The sequence below is a fragment of the Pseudomonas sp. JAI115 genome (assembly GCF_014200835.1).
GTDB classification, from domain to species: Bacteria; Pseudomonadota; Gammaproteobacteria; order Pseudomonadales; family Pseudomonadaceae; genus Aquipseudomonas; species Aquipseudomonas putida_A.
This window is the reverse complement of sequence record NZ_JACHCY010000020.1, coordinates 1-16,333: the sequence shown is the minus strand read 5'-3', so window position 1 is coordinate 16,333 and position 16,333 is coordinate 1. Positions and strand designations below refer to the sequence as shown.

The window sequence follows — 16,333 nt, the reverse complement described above, 5'->3', positions numbered from 1 at the left end:
GCCTGCTCGCGAATGCGTTGGATCAGTCGACATTACTGGTGGCTGAAAGACCGCTTTCGCGAGCAGGCTCGCTCCCACAGGGCCTTACACAAGCTCGCTGAGTTTGCTCAGATTATTCAGGTACTCCCTGGGATTGTCCCCGAGCAAACGGCGAAACATCGCGCTGAACGCCCGCGCGCTGCCGTACCCCAGGTCCCGCGCCACGCGCTGCACGCTGTCCCCGGCGAGCAGGCGCGGTAGCGCTTCCATCAGGCGCAGTTGCTGGCGCCAGGCGTTGAAACTCATCTTCAGTTGTCGCTGGAACAGCCGCGCCAGAGTGCGTGAGCTGGCGCCGACCTGCTGCGCCCAGTCTTCCAGGGTGTTGGGGTGATCCGGTGTGTGCAGCAACGCCAGACAGATGTTCTGCAGGCGTCGGTCAGTAGGCATTGGAATGTGCAGCGGCAGGTTTTCCAGGCTGGCGAGCTCTTCCAGCATCAACTGCTGGATCAGCGGATTATCCGCGTGCGGCGGGCCCTGCACGGCGCGCAGGATCAACTCGCGCAACAGCGGCGTCACCGCCAGCACGCAGCACTGTTGCAGGCTGGCCGGTGACAGCTCGGGGGCAATGAACAGCGAGCGCATCTGCACATCGCCGGACATGAATATCTCGTGCGCGACTTGCGGCGGAATCCACACTGCGCGGCTTGGCGGAATCACCCAGGCACCGAGGTCGGTGACCACCCGCATGATCCCTCGGACGGCATACAGCAACTGCGCCTCGCGATGCAGGTGTAGCGACTGGTGCGCGCCGTCCAGATAATCCCGGGGATAGGCACTCACCGGGCCGTGTTCGAAGTGGCTGATCAACATGTCGGATTCGATGACCTGGTTGGCAGGTATGCGCTTTTTCGCCAACTTAGCATAAAGCCGCTGACAACAATCCGCCCATAACAAACACAAGCGTGCCGCCATGAACCAATCCCGAAACGTGATCCGCTACGTCAATGCTGCCCATGTGATCGACCACATGTTCATGCTGATTTTCCCCGCCGCCGTGCTCGGCATGACCCAGGCCTTCGGCCTCGACTACGCCGCGCTGATCGGCCTTTCGCTGGGTGGGTTCATTGCCTTTGGCGCCTGTTCGTTACCGGCCGGCTGGCTGGGCGATCACTGGAGTCGGCGGCAGATGATGCTGGTGTTTTTCTTCGGCATCGGCGCCTCGGCGATCTTCACCGGGCTGAGCACCAGCCCGACGATGCTGGTGATCGGGTTGACCCTGATCGGCATTTTCGCCGCGATCTACCACCCGGTGGGCACCGCGATGCTGGTGGCCTACGCGCAGAATCGCGGCCGGGAGATCGGCATCAATGGCATGTGGGGCAACCTCGGCGTGGCGTTCTCGGCGCTGATCACCGGGTTGCTGGTGGCGCAGTTCGGCTGGCGTTCGGCTTTCGTGTTACCGGGGATGGTGGCGATCGTGCTGGGCATCGGCTTTGCCTTGCAGGTGCGCGAGGAGCCAATTCCGCAGCGTCCGCATACTGCGCTCAAAGGCGCGGCCGGGCAGCGGATCTCAATGCTCATGGTATTCGGTGTGCTGGCACTGGCGACGGCCACCGGTGGCGTGGTGTTCAACGCCACGACCATGACCTACCCGAAGCTGTTTCAGGAACGTCTGCATGATTTGTTCGCCTCGCCGCAAACCCTCGGCGTGGTGGTCAGCCTCGCGTATGCCTTTGGTGCAGTGGCGCAGTTGAGCATTGGCCAGGTGCTGCACCGAGTCAGCCTGAAATGGCCGTTTATTGTGTTAACGCTGTTTCAGGCGCCGCTGTTGTACGCCATGGCGTATGTCGATGGCTGGGCAGTGATCGTGCTCGGTGCGGCGTTCATGTTCGTGGTGTTCGGTCAGGTGACGGTGAACGACTCGATGGTCGCCAATTTCGTCGCGCCGCAGTGGCAGTCACGGGTCTTCGCCCTGCGTTACTGCCTGTCGTTCGGCGCCAGTGCGACAGCGATTCCGCTGATTGCCTACATCGAACCGCGCCATGGTTTTGTCGGGCTTTACTTGATTCTGGCGGGTTTCGGCGCATTGACCTTCCTTGCTGCGCTGGTTTTCCCACGGACGCCTTCAGAAGCGGCTGTAGGGCAAACGGCCTGAACGGCGCTGAAATACTGACAAATGCTGGCGCAAAGCTAGCATTTGTACGGCTGTGCAAATCATTCCTTCGGCTGATTTGACTGGGGTATAACGGCTCTAGAGTAACGCTCTCTACGCCAACACCGTGCAGCCAGAAAAGGGATTCATATGTTGCAGACTCGCGTCATTCCCCCGGCCGATGGGGCCTACCAGTATCCATTGCTGATCAAACGGCTGCTGATGTCCGGCGCCCGTTACGAGAAAACCCGCGAGATCATCTACCGAGACCAGTTGCGCTACAGCTATCCGACCCTGATCGAGCGGGTGGCGCGGCTGGCCAACGTATTGACGGCGGCCGGGGTGAAGGCGGGTGACACCGTGGCGGTGATGGACTGGGACAGCCATCGCTACCTCGAATGCATGTTTGCCATTCCGATGATCGGCGCGGTGATCCACACCATCAACGTGCGTCTGTCGCCGGAGCAGATCCTCTACACCATGAACCACGCCGAGGACCGCTTCGTGCTGGTCAACAGCGAGTTCGTCGGGCTGTACCAGGCCATCGCGCCGCACCTGACCACCGTCGAGAAAACCCTGCTGCTGACCGATCTGCCGGAAAAGACCGCCGAGCTGCCGAACCTGGTCGGCGAGTACGAGCAACTGCTGGCCGCCGCGAGTGCGCAATACGACTTTGAGGATTTCGACGAGAACTCGGTCGCTACCACCTTCTACACCACCGGCACCACCGGCAACCCGAAAGGCGTGTACTTCACCCATCGGCAACTGGTGTTGCACACCATGGGCGTGTCGACGATCATGGGCGCGATCGACAGCGTGCGCCTGCTCGGCACCAACGACGTGTACATGCCGATCACCCCGATGTTCCATGTGCATGCCTGGGGCTTGCCGTACGTGGCAACCATGCTCGGGCTCAAGCAGGTTTATCCGGGGCGTTACGACCCGGAGTTCCTCGTCGAGCTGTGGCGCAAGGAGAAGGTCACGTTCTCCCACTGCGTGCCGACCATCCTGCAGATGCTGCTCAACGCCAAAGGCGCGCAGGGCACCGATTTTGGCGGCTGGAAGATCGTCATCGGTGGCAGTGCGCTGAACCGTACGCTGTATGAAACCGCCAAGGCCCGGGGCATTCAGTTGACGGCGGCGTACGGCATGTCGGAGACCGGGCCACTGGTTTCCTGTGCGCATTTGAACGACGAGTTGATGGCCGGCACCGAAGACGAACGCACCACTTACCGGATCAAGGCCGGTGTGCCGGGGCCGTTGGTGGAAGCGGCGATCGTCGACGCCGAGGGCAACTTCCTCCCCGCCGACGGCGAAACCCAGGGCGAACTGGTGCTGCGCGCGCCGTGGCTCACCGAAGGCTATTTCAACGAACCGCAGAAGGGCGCCGAGCTCTGGGCCGGTGGGTGGCTGCACACCGGCGATGTGGCAACGCTCGACAGCATGGGCGTGATCGACATCCGCGACCGCATCAAGGATGTGATCAAGACTGGCGGCGAATGGATTTCCTCGCTGGACCTCGAAGACCTGATCAGCCGTCATGTGGCGGTACGCGAAGTAGCAGTGGTGGGCATCGCCGATCCGCAATGGGGCGAGCGGCCGTTTGCACTGCTGGTGATCCGCGAAGGGCACGAGATCGGGGCGCGCGAGCTCAAGGAACACCTCAAGCCGTTCGTGGAACTGGGGCACTTGAGCAAGTGGGCGATTCCAAGCCAGATCGCCCTTGTTACGGAAATTCCCAAGACCAGTGTTGGCAAGCTCGACAAGAAGCGCATCCGCCTCGACATCACCGAATGGCAGGCCAACAACAGCACCTTCCTTTCGACACTTTGAGTGTCTGCTGGCGCGCCGAAACCGGCGCGCCAGACCCACCAAGCAAGCGCTTGGCTTGTTAAATCGAAAAATTCAGCCATCCTTGCCGTGCCGACATGTGTCGGACTGGCGAAAGGACTGTTCCAGAGTGGCCGGCAGCTGCAAATCACACTTTAGAGGGATCAAGCAGTACCCCCTGCTGGCTATAGTCCGCTCAAGGATTTTTAAGAACGGGGCACACGCACGAACAGGGGCGATGCAACTTTGGAGTGACGTCGGGTGGCTACTGGCTCCCGGTCTTCCAGGCGTTTTTAAAAGTACTCACTGCCATAACAATAATGCACATGGAGTAGCGTCGATGACATCAGTAAACCAGTTCTGGCGCCGGGCTAAACTGCCTCTGGCCGTCAGTCTTGCCTCTACGCTCGCCGGGCCCGTATTCGGCGTCAGTTTCAACGTCGGTGAAATCGAAGGTCAGTTCGACTCCTCGCTCTCCCTGGGCATGAGTATCTCGACCCAGCAGCCGAACAAGGACCTTATTGGTGTCAACAACGGCGGCAAGGGCCTGTCCCAGACCTCCGACAACGGCCACCTGAACTTCAAGAGCGGGCAAGCCTTCTCGAAGATCTTCAAGGGCATCCATGATCTGGAACTGAAATACGGCGACACCGGGGTCTTCGTCCGGGGCAAATACTGGTACGACTTCGCGCTGCAGAATCAGGACCTGGAATACAAGGACGTGAGCAACCACAACCGCGACGTCGCGGCGCGCTCTTCCGGCGGGCAGATCCTCGACGCCTTCGTCTACCACAACTACTCGATTGCCGATGAGCCAGGTTCGGTGCGTCTGGGCAAGCAGGTGGTGAACTGGGGCGAAAGTACCTTCATCGGTGGTGGCATCAACTCGATCAACCCGATCGACGTGTCTGCGTTCCGCCGTCCGGGTGCCGAGATCAAGGAAGGCCTGATCCCGGTCAACATGTTCTACGTGTCCCAGAGCATTACCGAAAACCTCTCGGCCGAAGGTTTCTACCAGATCGACTGGCAGAAGACCGTGACCGACAACTGCGGCACGTTCTTCTCGCAGCCGGACATTGTCACCACCGGTTGCGACGACAACCTGCGGGTACTGAACAAGCGTTCGACCATTCCGGGTATTGCGCTCGGGCCGTTGGCCAACGCTGGTGTCGACGTCAACGAAGAGGGCGTGCTGGTGCGCCGTTCGCCCAACCGCAACGCGCGTGACAGCGGGCAGTGGGGCGTTTCCGCCAAGTACATGTTCGACCCGCTGGCCACCGAGTTCGGCGCTTACTTCATGAACTACCACAGCCGTGCGCCGATCTTCAGCGCCACCGGCGCGCCACAGTCGATCTATAACGGCGTGGCGGCATTGCCGGGGCCGTTCCAGGCGCTGGGGCCACTGGTCGTCGCAGGCAACTCGAACTACTTCATCGAATACCCTGAAGATATTCGCCTGTACGGTCTGAGCTTCTCCACCACCCTGCCTACCGGTACGGCGTGGAGCGGTGAGGTCAGCTACCGGCCGAATGCGCCGGTGCAGTTGAACTCCACCGACATTCTGTTCGCCGGCGTACGTCCGCTGGGTGGCGCGTTGACCAACGCGTCGGTCCTCAACGGCGTGCCGGGCCAGGATCTGCACGGTTACAACCGTAAAGAAATCACCCAGTTGCAAACCACCCTGACGCACTTCTTCGATCAGGTGATGGGCGCCAACCGTCTGACCCTGGTGGGTGAAGTCGGCGTGACCCACGTCGGTGGTCTGGAAAGCAAATCCGAAGCCCGTTACGGCCGCGATCCGGTGTTCGGCCCGGGCGAACTGCCTGCCACGGGAGGTCTCAACACCTGCTCGCAGATCCTCAACACCTCCACCATCAACGGTGCCGGGCCGGGGGCTTCGCGCGACAACGTTTCCAGCAACTGCAACAACGACGGTTTCACCACGGCCACTTCGTGGGGCTATCGCGCTCGTGCCATCTGGGATTACAGCGACGTGTTCGCCGGTGTGAACCTCAAGCCGAACGTGGCCTGGTCGCACGACGTGAAAGGTTACTCGCCAGGCCCTGGCGGCAACTTCGAGGAAGGTCGCAAGGCCATCAGCCTCGGTCTCGATGCCGAATACCAGAACACCTACACGGCGAGCCTGGCCTACACCAACTTCTTTGGCGGCGACTACACGACCGTGGACGATCGTGACTTCGTGGCCTTGAGCGTCGGCGTGAACTTCTAAGCACAGTTTTTTCAGGACGAACACACATATGAAAATAACAAAGAGTCTGTTCCACGCGAGTGTTCTGGGTTTGTCGCTGCTGGCGACCAGCGTGATGGCGGCCGTTCCCGCCGCCGAAGCCGACAAGCTGGGCAAGAGCCTGACCCCGATGGGCGCCGAAATGGCCGGCAACGCCGACGGTTCGATCCCTGCCTGGAAACCGTTGGCGAAAAATGCCGGCACGGTCGACAGCAAGGGCTTCCTGTCCGATCCGTTCGGCAGTGAAAAACCGCTGTTCACCATCACCGCGCAGAACGTCGAGCAGTACAAGGACAAGCTTGCTCCGGGCCAGTACGCGATGTTCAAGCGCTACCCGGACACCTTCAAGATTCCGGTTTATCCGTCCCATCGCGGCTCGACCGTGCCGGATGACGTGTTCGCCGCGATCAAGAAAAACGCCACCACCACCAATCTGGTCGCAGGCGGTAACGGTCTGGAAAACTTTGACACTGCCGTGCCGTTCCCGATTCCGAAAAGCGGTCTGGAAGTGATCTGGAACCACATCACCCGCTATCGCGGTGGCAGCGTGACCCGTCTGGTGACCCAGGCGACTCCGCAAACCAACGGCTCGTTCAGCCTGGTGTACTTCCAGGACCAGTTCGTGTTCCGCGACAAGATGAAGGATTACGATCCGGCCAACCCGGGCAACATCCTGTTCTACTTCAAGCAGAAAGTGACCGCGCCGGCACGTCTGGCCGGTACCGTGCTACTGGTGCACGAAACCCTCGACCAGGTGAAGGAGCCGCGCAAGGCGTGGGTCTACGCCACTGGTCAGCGTCGTGTGCGTCAGGCACCGCAAGTGTCCTATGACGGCCCGGGCACTGCGGCGGACGGTCTGCGTACCTCCGACAACCTCGACATGTACAACGGTGCGCCGGATCGCTACGACTGGAAGCTCGAAGGCAAGAAAGAGATGTACATTGCCTCCAACAGCTACAAGATCGACTCGCCGACTCTCAAGTACGCCGACATCATCAAGGCCGGCCATATCAACCAGGACCTGACCCGTTACGAGTTGCGTCGTGTCTGGCACGTGGTCGCCACCCTGAAACCGGGTCAGCGCCATATCTATGCCAAACGTGACTTCTACATCGACGAAGACACCTGGCAGGCAGCAGTCATCGACCACTACGACGGTCGCGGTCAGCTGTGGCGTGTCGCCGAAGCGCATGCCGAGGACTACTACGACAAGCAAGTGCCGTGGTACGCGCTGGAAGCCCTGTACGACCTGCAATCGGGTCGCTACCTGGCGCTGGGCATGAAGAACGAAGAAAAATCAGCGTATGACTTCGGTTTCTCTGCCACCAAGAGCGAATTCCAGCCAGGCAACCTGGGCCAGGACGGTATCCGCTAAGCTTTGACCCGAGGCCGCATCCTCGAAAAAAAACGCCCCGACTGGTTCGGGGCGTTTTTTTTGGCGTTGATTTTGTAGGAGCTGCCGGCTCGCGACAGTCTTTTTGTAGCCATTTGTAGCAGCAACCTTCATAACCGCTACGTTTAAGGCTAGGCTGCGGACATCTGCTACGCCGCCAACAGCCATTCGAACAAGAGCCGGCCATGACTGATCTGTCCCCACTTCCGGGTCCCGCAAGCGTTGCCGTCGCGGCACTGGACGGACGTTTTTTCCGTCCTCCGCTGCCGGACGGATACGTCTTGCGGCCACGTCTCTGCGAGCGCCTGCAAACCGGGCTCGGTGGACGTCTGTTACTGGTGTGCGCTCCGGCCGGGTTCGGCAAGAGTTCGCTGGCGGTGGAGTTCTGTCAGAGCCTGCCGGCGCACTGGCAAAGCCTTTGGCTGGGATTGAGCCCACGGGATAGCGATCCGGGGCGGTTTCTCGAGCGGTTACTGGAAGGGTTGCAGGATTACTTTCCGGATCTGGGCAGTCGTGCACTCGGCCTGTTGAAGATGCGCCAGCGCCATCAGCCGTTCGCCTTCGAAGAATGGCTCGACGGCTTGCTCGATGAACTGGCCCTGCAACTGCAACCGACGGCGCCGCTGTTGCTGGTGCTCGACGACTACCATCTCGCCCAAGGCCCGGTACTCGACCGTTGCCTGCAGTTTTTCCTCAATCATCTTCCCGATGGCTTGCTGGTCATGGTCACCAGTCGGCAGCGCCCGGACTGGCATCTGGCGCGTCTGCGCCTGTCGCGCCAGTTGCTCGAAGTGCATGAGCAGGACTTGCGCCTGACCCACGATGAGGCCCTGACGCTGCTCGATCGACACAGCAGTTCATTGCGCGGCGAAGCGCTGGAAAACCTGATCCAGCGCAGCGAAGGCTGGGTGGCCGGACTGCGTTTCTGGTTGCTTGCGGTCTCCGAGGCTGGCAGCGGGGCTCCGTTGCCACCCGCGCTGAACGGCGGGGAAGGGCTGATCCGCGATTACCTGTTGGAAGAAGTGATCGATTGCCTGCCGGCCGAGGTGCAGGCGTTTCTCTACGACACCGCCCCTCAAGAGCGCTTTTGCAGCGAGCTGTGCGACGCGGTGCGCGAAGCACACGACAGCGCCGAAATCCTGCGGTTTCTGTTGGCGCATCAGGTATTTCTGGTGCCGCTGGACGAACACGGTCACTGGTATCGCTATCACCATTTGTTTTCCGATCTGCTGCGCAGCCGTCCGGTGACCCAGACGCTGGTGCCGGCGGCGACCCTGCACCTGCGCGCCTGTCGCTGGTTCAATGCTCAAGGGCTGCTCGACGAAGCGGTGGAGCAGGCCTTGCGCGCCGGCCATCTGGATGTCGCAGCGAATCTGGTGCAGAACCTGTCCGAGGAACAACTGCTCGCCGAGCAGAACGTGGGCATGCTGCTGCGCTGGAAAATGGACTTGCCCGACAGCCTGCTGATCAGCACGCCACGCTTGATCGTGCTCTATAGCTGGGCGCTCGGGCTGGCCTGTCAGCTGGATGCCGCTGAAGAGCTGGCCAGTCATTTAAGTCGTTTCCTGCCGGCGCCTTCGGCCTCTGCGCAGAAGTCGATGCTCGCGCAATGGCTGGCGCTCAGCGGCATCATCGCCCGCGGGCGCGGGCATCGTGAGCTGACCCAGCGCTATTGCAGTGAAGCGCTGGAAAGCCTGCCGGTGAAACGTTACGGGCAACGCCTGATGTGCCTGTCGACTTTGTCCAATCTGGCGATTGCCGACGGTGACCTGTGGCGTGCGCGGGGCTTGAATCGAGAATCCCTCGAGCTGGCGCAGCGGGTCGGCAATCCGTTGTTCGAAGCCTTGGCGCATTACGACCGGGCGCGGGTCCTGCAATCGCGCGGGGAAATTCTGCGGGCACTGGATGAGGTGCATCAGGGTCTTGATCGTCTGCGCGGGTTGTCGGCGCAACGTCTGTACGCGGTGCGTGCGCGGCTGACGCTGTATGAAGGTTTTCTGCTGTCGATGCGCTTGCAACCACTGCAGGCCCGGGCCCGATTGCTGAGCGGTCTGGCCGAAGCGCGGGCCTGTCGCGATATCAGCGTATTGATCGGTCACTGCGTGATCGCCCGTCTCGACGGCAGCGTCGGCGAGTTCGCCAAGGCCTTCGCCGAACTCGCTGAAGCCGAGCGGCTGATGCATATCTGGGATGTGCCGCCGATCTACTATCTGGCGATGATCACCTTGGTCAAATGCGAACTGTGGCTGGCGCAAGGCCGCACTGATCTGGCCGAAGCCTGGCTGGCACGTCTGGGGCAGACCTACACCGGCGAGCGCGCAGCGGCGCCACCGGAGTTTCATCCTCAGTTGCCGCTGCACGTCGAATTGCAGCAGGCGTTACTTGATGTGATCAAAGGCCAGCCGATGCTCGCCGAAGGGCGGTTGAATGTGTTGCTGGAAAACGGTCAGCAAACCGGGCGCCAGTTGCTGTGTGTGATGGCGCTGGCGCAGAAAGTGAATTTGCTGCTGAGCAGTGGTCGCGAATCCGAGGCACGCAAAGCATTGAACCAGGCGCTGGAAGCGGCGGCGGGCGGCGTGATACAGCCATTTGACGCCTTGATCAAAGCGCATCCGGACTGGCTGCGCAGCCAGCTGCAAAACTCGCCAGCACTGGCAGGACAGCAGTTGCTGACGCATTTTCCGCTGGTGGTTGCCCGTCCTGTCATTGAATGTGGATCTGCCGAACAACTCAGCAGTCGCGAGCTGGCGGTGCTGCGTTTGATTGCCCAGGGCTGTTCCAATCAGGAAATCAGCGAGCAACTGTTCATTTCGCTGCATACGGTGAAAACCCATGCCAGCCATATCAACAGCAAGTTGGGGGTTGAGCGGCGTACGCAGGCGGTGGCCCGCGCCAAGGCGCTGGGGTTAATGATCTAGTCCCGCTAAAATCTTCGGCATCAGCGGTTTTCGCCGCCGTCGAATATTGATCAGGATTGCCCCATGACTGTTCCAGCGCCTGCGCTCATCCGCGAAACCTTCCCCGTCGGCCCGCTGCAGTGCAACTGCACGATCATCGGCGACCCGATCACTAAAAAAGCCATCGTCGTCGATCCGGGCGGCAACCCTGACCTGATCATGGCGCGCCTCGATGCCCACGGTCTGAAAGTGGTCAGCATCATCCACACCCACGCGCATCTCGATCATTTCCTCGCCTCCGGGCAGATGAAGGAAAAGACTGGCGCAACCCTGCATCTGCACAAGGAAGACCAGTTCCTGTGGGACAACCTTGAAATGCAATGCCAGATGTTCGGTGTGCCCTACACCCCGGTGCCGTCGCCGGATCGCTGGTTGAGCGACGATGAAGAACTGGCCTGCGGCTGCGGCGTGGCGCTGCATACGCCGGGACATACGCCCGGTTCCATGAGCTTTTGGTTTTCCGAGGCTAAGCTGTTGATTGCCGGCGACACGCTGTTTCGTCGCGGGGTAGGGCGCACGGATTTGTGGGGCGGCGATCAGGCGACCATCGTGCGATCGATCAAGCAGCGGCTGTACACCCTCGACGAAGACGCAATCGTGGTTGCCGGGCATGGTCCGGACACGCGTCTCGGGGATGAAATGCGGGAAAACCCGTTCGTGCGCGCCTAAACATTTTGTCATGAGTGTGCGGCGGAATTTTTCGGCATTGTCATGATCCAACGCCCGCACAGGTCTATTGCCTAGGGCCGCTGCCACACAGAATGCGAAAAAAACCAGGAGCTCTTCATGTTCACCACGCCTCGTTTGATTATTGTTGCTACCGCTGTGGCCATGTTGGCCGGCTGCGCCTCGCCCAACCCGTATGACAATCAGGGGCAGGCCGACGGTGGCTCGCAAGGCATGAGCAAAACCGCCAAGTACGGCGGTCTCGGTGCGCTGGCCGGCGCCCTGGCGGGTGCCGCCATCGACCACAACAACCGTGGCAAGGGCGCCTTGATCGGCGCGGCGGTGGTAGGTGCTTCGGCGGCCGGTTACGGTTACTACGCCGACCAGCAAGAGAAAAAGCTGCGCGCCAGCATGGCCAACACCGGGGTTGAAGTGCAGCGCCAGGGCGACCAGATCAAACTGATCATGCCAGGCAACATTACCTTCGCCACCGATTCGGCGAACATCGCGCCAAGCTTCTATCAGCCGCTGAACAACCTGGCGAACTCGTTGAAAGAGTTCAACCAGAATCAGATCGAAATCGTCGGCTACACCGACAGCACCGGCAGCCGCCAGCACAACATGGACCTGTCTCAGCGTCGTGCGCAGAGCGTGGCCACCTACCTGACCTCGCAAGGTGTCAGCGGTGCCAACCTCTCGGCCCGTGGCGCCGGCCCGGATAACCCGATTGCCAGCAACGGTGACGTCAATGGCCGCGCGCAGAACCGCCGCGTCGAGGTCAACCTGAAGGCGATTCCGGGTCAGCAGTATGGTGGTCAGCAACAACAGCCGGGGACGGTTCAGCAGTATCCGTAAGTGAATGCTTGAGTGAAGAAATGCCCGGTCTTGTGACCGGGCATTTTTTTGGGTTGCCCGTGCTGGCCCTTTCGCGAGCAAGCCCGCTCCCACAGGGATGGGTGTTGTTCACAAAATCTGTGTTCACCACATGACCCTGTGGGAGCGGGCTTGCTCGCGAAGGGGCCGGACCAACACCCTCAAATCATCAGATACAAAAAAAGCCCCCGGACAACCGAATTGTCCGGGGGCTTTTTGCTTGCAGCGAAGGCTGATTACTTCTTCAAACCATAATGCTCATCGAGCATGCCCGGCGAGTTCGGGGCTTTCGGTGCGTAGTCGCGTGGCGGCTCCTGATCGCGCGGCGGCGTCAGGCGTTCGCGCGGTGCCTGCGCGGCATCGGCGTGCAAAGCGGCGATCAGGCGTTGACGGGTCTGCTCGTCCAGGGCCAGGCGGTTGGCACCCTCGGCGAGATGATCCTGCACTTCCTGATAGCTCTGGGTCAGCTTCTTGACCAGCGTCGCGGTGCTGTTGAAGTGAGTGACCACCTCGTTTTGATAGCTGTCGAAACGCTCCTGGATATCATCCAGTTGACGCTGCGTGCGGCTCGGCGCGGCATTCGGTGCGACGCGAGCGATCAGGAATCCAATGGCGACACCCACAACCAGGGCAAGAGTCGGTAACAACCAAACTAAGAGCGAGTGTTCCACGAGTCCTTCCTCTATAAACGGCTTTGCTTTACGTTAACGGCTCGAACCTGCGCTGTATACCGCGATTCACTCGCAATAGATTGGCACAGACAATTTGCTAGACGAGTCGACCCGATTCGAGGTCACGGAGTTCCTTCCTTGCTGATGCGTGAAACCCCTGTAGTGATTGCCGGCCCCGTCGGCCAAATCGAAGCGCTGTACCTCGATAACGAGCAGCCAATCGGCATCGCGCTGATCTGCCATCCAAACCCGGTGCAGGGCGGCACCATGCTCAACAAGGTCGTCTCGACCCTGCAGCGCACTGCGCGCGACGCAGGTTTGATCACCTTGCGCTTCAACTATCGCGGCGTCGGTGCCAGCGAAGGCTCCCACGACATGGGCAGCGGTGAAGTCGACGACGCTCAGGCTGCCGCAGCATGGCTACTGGAAAAGCATCCGGAGCTGCCGCTGACCCTGTTCGGTTTCTCCTTCGGCGGATTTGTTGCAGCAAGTCTCGGCGGGCGTCTCGAAGCCCAAGGCGTGCAGTCAAAGCAGCTGTTCATGGTCGCGCCGGCAGTGATGCGTCTGGGCGATCAGGATCAACTGCCACAGCACGGCGAGCTGACCGTGATCCAGCCGGAAACCGACGAAGTGATCGATCCGCAGTTGGTCTACGACTGGTCGGAAAAACTCCAGCGCCCCCATGAGCTGCTGAAAGTGGCAGAATGCGGACACTTTTTTCATGGCAAGCTGACCGATCTCAAGGATCTGATCCTGCCGCGTCTCTCGAATTGATTGCAGTCTGACAAGCGATTACCCATGACGAACCGTACCCGTATCCTCACCGGCATCACCACCACCGGCACGCCGCACCTGGGCAACTACGCCGGCGCCATCCGCCCGGCGATCCTCGCCAGCCGCGACAGCAATGCCGATTCGTTCTACTTCCTGGCCGACTACCACGCCCTGATCAAATGCGATGACCCGCTGCGCATCCAGCGCTCGCGTCTGGAAATCGCCGCGACCTGGCTGGCCGGTGGCCTGGATGTCGACCGTGTGACCTTCTATCGCCAGTCCGACATCCCGGAAATCCCCGAGCTGACCTGGCTGCTGACCTGCGTCGCCGCCAAAGGCTTGCTCAACCGGGCGCACGCCTACAAGGCCTCGGTGGACAAGAACGTCGAAACCGGCGAGGACCCGGATTCTGGGATCACCATGGGCCTCTACAGCTACCCGGTGCTGATGGCGGCGGACATTCTGATGTTCAACGCGCACAAGGTGCCGGTCGGTCGCGACCAGATCCAGCACGTGGAAATGGCCCGCGACATCGGCCAGCGCTTCAACCACCTGTTCGGCCAAGGCAAAGAGTTCTTCACCATGCCTGAAGCGCTGATCGAGGAGGGTGTGGCGACCTTGCCCGGTCTCGACGGGCGCAAGATGTCGAAGAGCTACGACAACACCATCCCGCTGTTCTCCAGCGCCAAAGAGATGAAGGACGCGATCTCGCGGATCGTCACCGACTCCAAAGCGCCGGGCGAAGCCAAAGATCCGGACAACTCGCACCTGTTCACTCTGTTTCAGGCGTTCGCCACACCGGCGCAGGCGGACGAATTCCGCAGCGAACTGCTCGGCGGTCTGGGTTGGGGCGAGGCGAAGAATCGTCTGTTCCAGTTGCTCGACAATGAACTGGGCGAGTCCCGCGAGCGCTATCACCAGTTGATCGAGCGCCCGGCGGATCTGGAAGACATTCTGCAACACGGCGCGAAAAAGGCTCGTGCGGTGGCGACGCCGTTCCTCAACGAACTGCGTGAAGCGGTCGGCCTGCGTTCGTTCGTCAATCAGGTGCAAGTCGCGGCGACCACCAAAAAGAAAGCCGTGAAAGCTGCACGTTTCGTGAGCTTCCGTGAAGACGACGGCAGCTTCCGCTTCCGTCTGCTGGCGGCTGATGGCGAGCAACTATTGCTGTCGCGCAACTTTGCCGACGGCAAAACCGCCGGCCAAGTGACCAAGCAACTGCAATCCGGTCAGGCGCTGGACATCCGCAATCAAGACCTGAGCTTCAGCGTGTGGCTGGAAGGCGAGTGCGTTGGCGACAGCCCGGCGTTCGCCGATAATGCTGCGCGGGACGCGGCTGTCGAAGCTCTGCGCGTTGCACTGACTCCGGTTCAGGACTAATCCGCGGCGCGGCCCGACCAAGGGCTGATTGCCATTCCTACGGGCCGTCGCTACAGTGACGGCCCGTTTTTGTTGCCTTGCTAACGAATTATGACGCCCCTAGAACGATATCAAGCTGATCTGAAACGCCCGGACTTCTTCCATGATGCCGCGCAGGAAACTGCCGTGCGTCATCTGCAGCGCCTGTACGACGATCTGATCGCGGCCGAGCAGAATAAGCCGGGTTTGCTGGGCAAGCTGTTTGGCAAGAAGGATCAGACGCCGGTCAAGGGCCTGTACTTCTGGGGCGGCGTGGGTCGCGGCAAGACTTATCTGGTCGACACCTTCTTCGAAGCGCTGCCGTTCAAGGAAAAGACCCGCACCCACTTCCACCGCTTCATGAAGCGTGTGCACGAAGAGATGAAAACCCTCGGCGGCGAGAAAAACCCGCTGACCATCATCGCCAAGCGCTTTGCGGCCGAGTCGCGAGTGATCTGCTTCGATGAATTCTTCGTTTCGGACATCACCGACGCGATGATCCTCGGCACGCTGATGGAAGAGCTGTTCAAGAACGGCGTGACCCTGGTCGCGACCTCGAACATCGTTCCGGACGGCCTGTACAAGGACGGTCTGCAACGCGCACGCTTCCTGCCGGCTATTGCGCTGATCAAGCAGAACACCGAAATCGTTAACGTCGACAGCGGCGTCGACTACCGACTGCGTCACCTCGAACAAGCGGAGCTGTTCCACTATCCGCTGGACGAAGCCGCGCACGAAAGCCTGCGCAAGAGCTTCAAGGCCCTGACGCCGGAATGCACGGCGGCGGTGGAAAACGATGTGCTGATCATCGAGAACCGCGAAATCCGTGCCCTGCGCACCTGCGACGACGTGGCTTGGTTCGATTTCCGCGAACTGTGCGACGGCCCGCGCAGCCAGAACGACTACATCGAACTGGGCAAGATCTTCCACGCGGTGCTGCTCAGCGGCGTCGAGCAGATGAGCGTCACCACCGACGACATCGCCCGGCGTTTCATCAACATGGTCGACGAGTTCTACGACCGTAACGTCAAGCTGATCATTTCTGCCGAAGTCGAGTTGAAAGACCTGTACACCGGCGGACGCCTGACGTTCGAATTCCAGCGTACGCTCAGCCGTCTGCTGGAGATGCAATCGCACGAATTCCTGTCGCGGGCGCACAAGCCTTAAACAGATTCGGCAAAGAAATAGGGCCTGCAATTGCAGGCCCTTTTTTGTGCGCTGAATTTCCCCTGTGGGAGCGAGCCTGCTCGCGAAAGCGGTATGTCAGCCAACAATTTTGTTGAATGTGGAAACCGAATTCGCGAGCAGGCTCGCTTGTATGTTTAGACTTGAAGGGGTGGGCGGGACTACAGACTCGATTCTGACTCTGACCAGTACAGACCGTGGGAGACT

The 16,333-nt window shown here is 60.6% G+C and carries 12 protein-coding genes; 10 read left to right on the top strand and 2 right to left on the bottom strand.

The genetic code is table 11. The features are described 5' to 3' along the window. Positions 1-84: 84 nt before the first annotated feature. Positions 85-849, bottom strand: coding sequence for a helix-turn-helix domain-containing protein (locus HDC30_RS26900; protein WP_097086291.1), 765 nt, complete (start codon positions 847-849; stop codon positions 85-87). Between the two features lie 100 nt (positions 850-949). Between HDC30_RS26900 and HDC30_RS26895 the strand changes: the two genes are divergently transcribed. The 7 genes from HDC30_RS26895 to HDC30_RS26865 all read left to right on the top strand — a co-directional run bounded on the left by HDC30_RS26895 (position 950) and on the right by HDC30_RS26865 (position 12,080). Then, positions 950-2,134 carry an MFS transporter gene (locus HDC30_RS26895; protein WP_183785887.1) on the top strand — a complete coding sequence of 395 codons (1,185 nt, stop codon included), beginning with the start codon at positions 950-952 and terminating at the stop codon, positions 2,132-2,134. Positions 2,135-2,281: 147 nt separating this feature from the next. Continuing rightward, positions 2,282-3,964, top strand: coding sequence for a fatty acid--CoA ligase (locus tag HDC30_RS26890; protein WP_097086226.1), 1,683 nt, complete (start codon positions 2,282-2,284; stop codon positions 3,962-3,964). 337 nt (positions 3,965-4,301) lie between these two features. Further along, entirely contained in the window at positions 4,302-6,191 is a 1,890-nt protein-coding gene (locus HDC30_RS26885; RefSeq protein WP_183785885.1) for a DUF1302 domain-containing protein, read from the top strand. A 28-nt stretch (positions 6,192-6,219) separates the two neighbouring features. Continuing rightward, on the top strand, positions 6,220-7,584 hold the full coding sequence (locus HDC30_RS26880) for a DUF1329 domain-containing protein (protein ID WP_027612198.1): 1,365 nt from the start codon (positions 6,220-6,222) through the stop codon (positions 7,582-7,584). A gap of 203 nt (positions 7,585-7,787) precedes the next feature. After that, positions 7,788-10,520: a LuxR C-terminal-related transcriptional regulator gene (locus HDC30_RS26875; protein WP_183785883.1), complete on the top strand. Its 2,733-nt coding sequence runs from the start codon at positions 7,788-7,790 to the stop codon at positions 10,518-10,520. 63 nt (positions 10,521-10,583) lie between these two features. Then, positions 10,584-11,228: an MBL fold metallo-hydrolase gene (locus HDC30_RS26870; protein WP_027612196.1), complete on the top strand. Its 645-nt coding sequence runs from the start codon at positions 10,584-10,586 to the stop codon at positions 11,226-11,228. Between the two features lie 117 nt (positions 11,229-11,345). Next, entirely contained in the window at positions 11,346-12,080 is a 735-nt protein-coding gene (locus HDC30_RS26865; RefSeq protein ID WP_007961595.1) for an OmpA family protein, read from the top strand. 254 nt (positions 12,081-12,334) lie between these two features. Here HDC30_RS26865 and HDC30_RS26860 read toward each other — a convergent pair whose 3' ends face one another. Further along, positions 12,335-12,769 carry a YhcB family protein gene (locus tag HDC30_RS26860; protein ID WP_027612195.1) on the bottom strand — a complete coding sequence of 145 codons (435 nt, stop codon included), beginning with the start codon at positions 12,767-12,769 and terminating at the stop codon, positions 12,335-12,337. A 144-nt stretch (positions 12,770-12,913) separates the two neighbouring features. Here HDC30_RS26860 and HDC30_RS26855 point away from each other — a divergent pair, with 144 nt between their 5' ends. The 3 genes from HDC30_RS26855 (at position 12,914) to zapE (ending at position 16,108) form a co-directional block, all read left to right on the top strand. Continuing rightward, a complete protein-coding gene (locus HDC30_RS26855) occupies positions 12,914-13,543 on the top strand; it encodes an alpha/beta hydrolase (RefSeq protein WP_183785939.1) in 630 nt (209 codons plus the stop codon). Positions 13,544-13,567: 24 nt separating this feature from the next. Further along, entirely contained in the window at positions 13,568-14,923 is a 1,356-nt protein-coding gene (locus tag HDC30_RS26850; RefSeq protein WP_183785881.1) for a tryptophan--tRNA ligase, read from the top strand. 90 nt (positions 14,924-15,013) lie between these two features. Next, entirely contained in the window at positions 15,014-16,108 is a 1,095-nt protein-coding gene (zapE, locus tag HDC30_RS26845; RefSeq protein WP_007961607.1) for a cell division protein ZapE, read from the top strand. Positions 16,109-16,333: the final 225 nt, after the last annotated feature.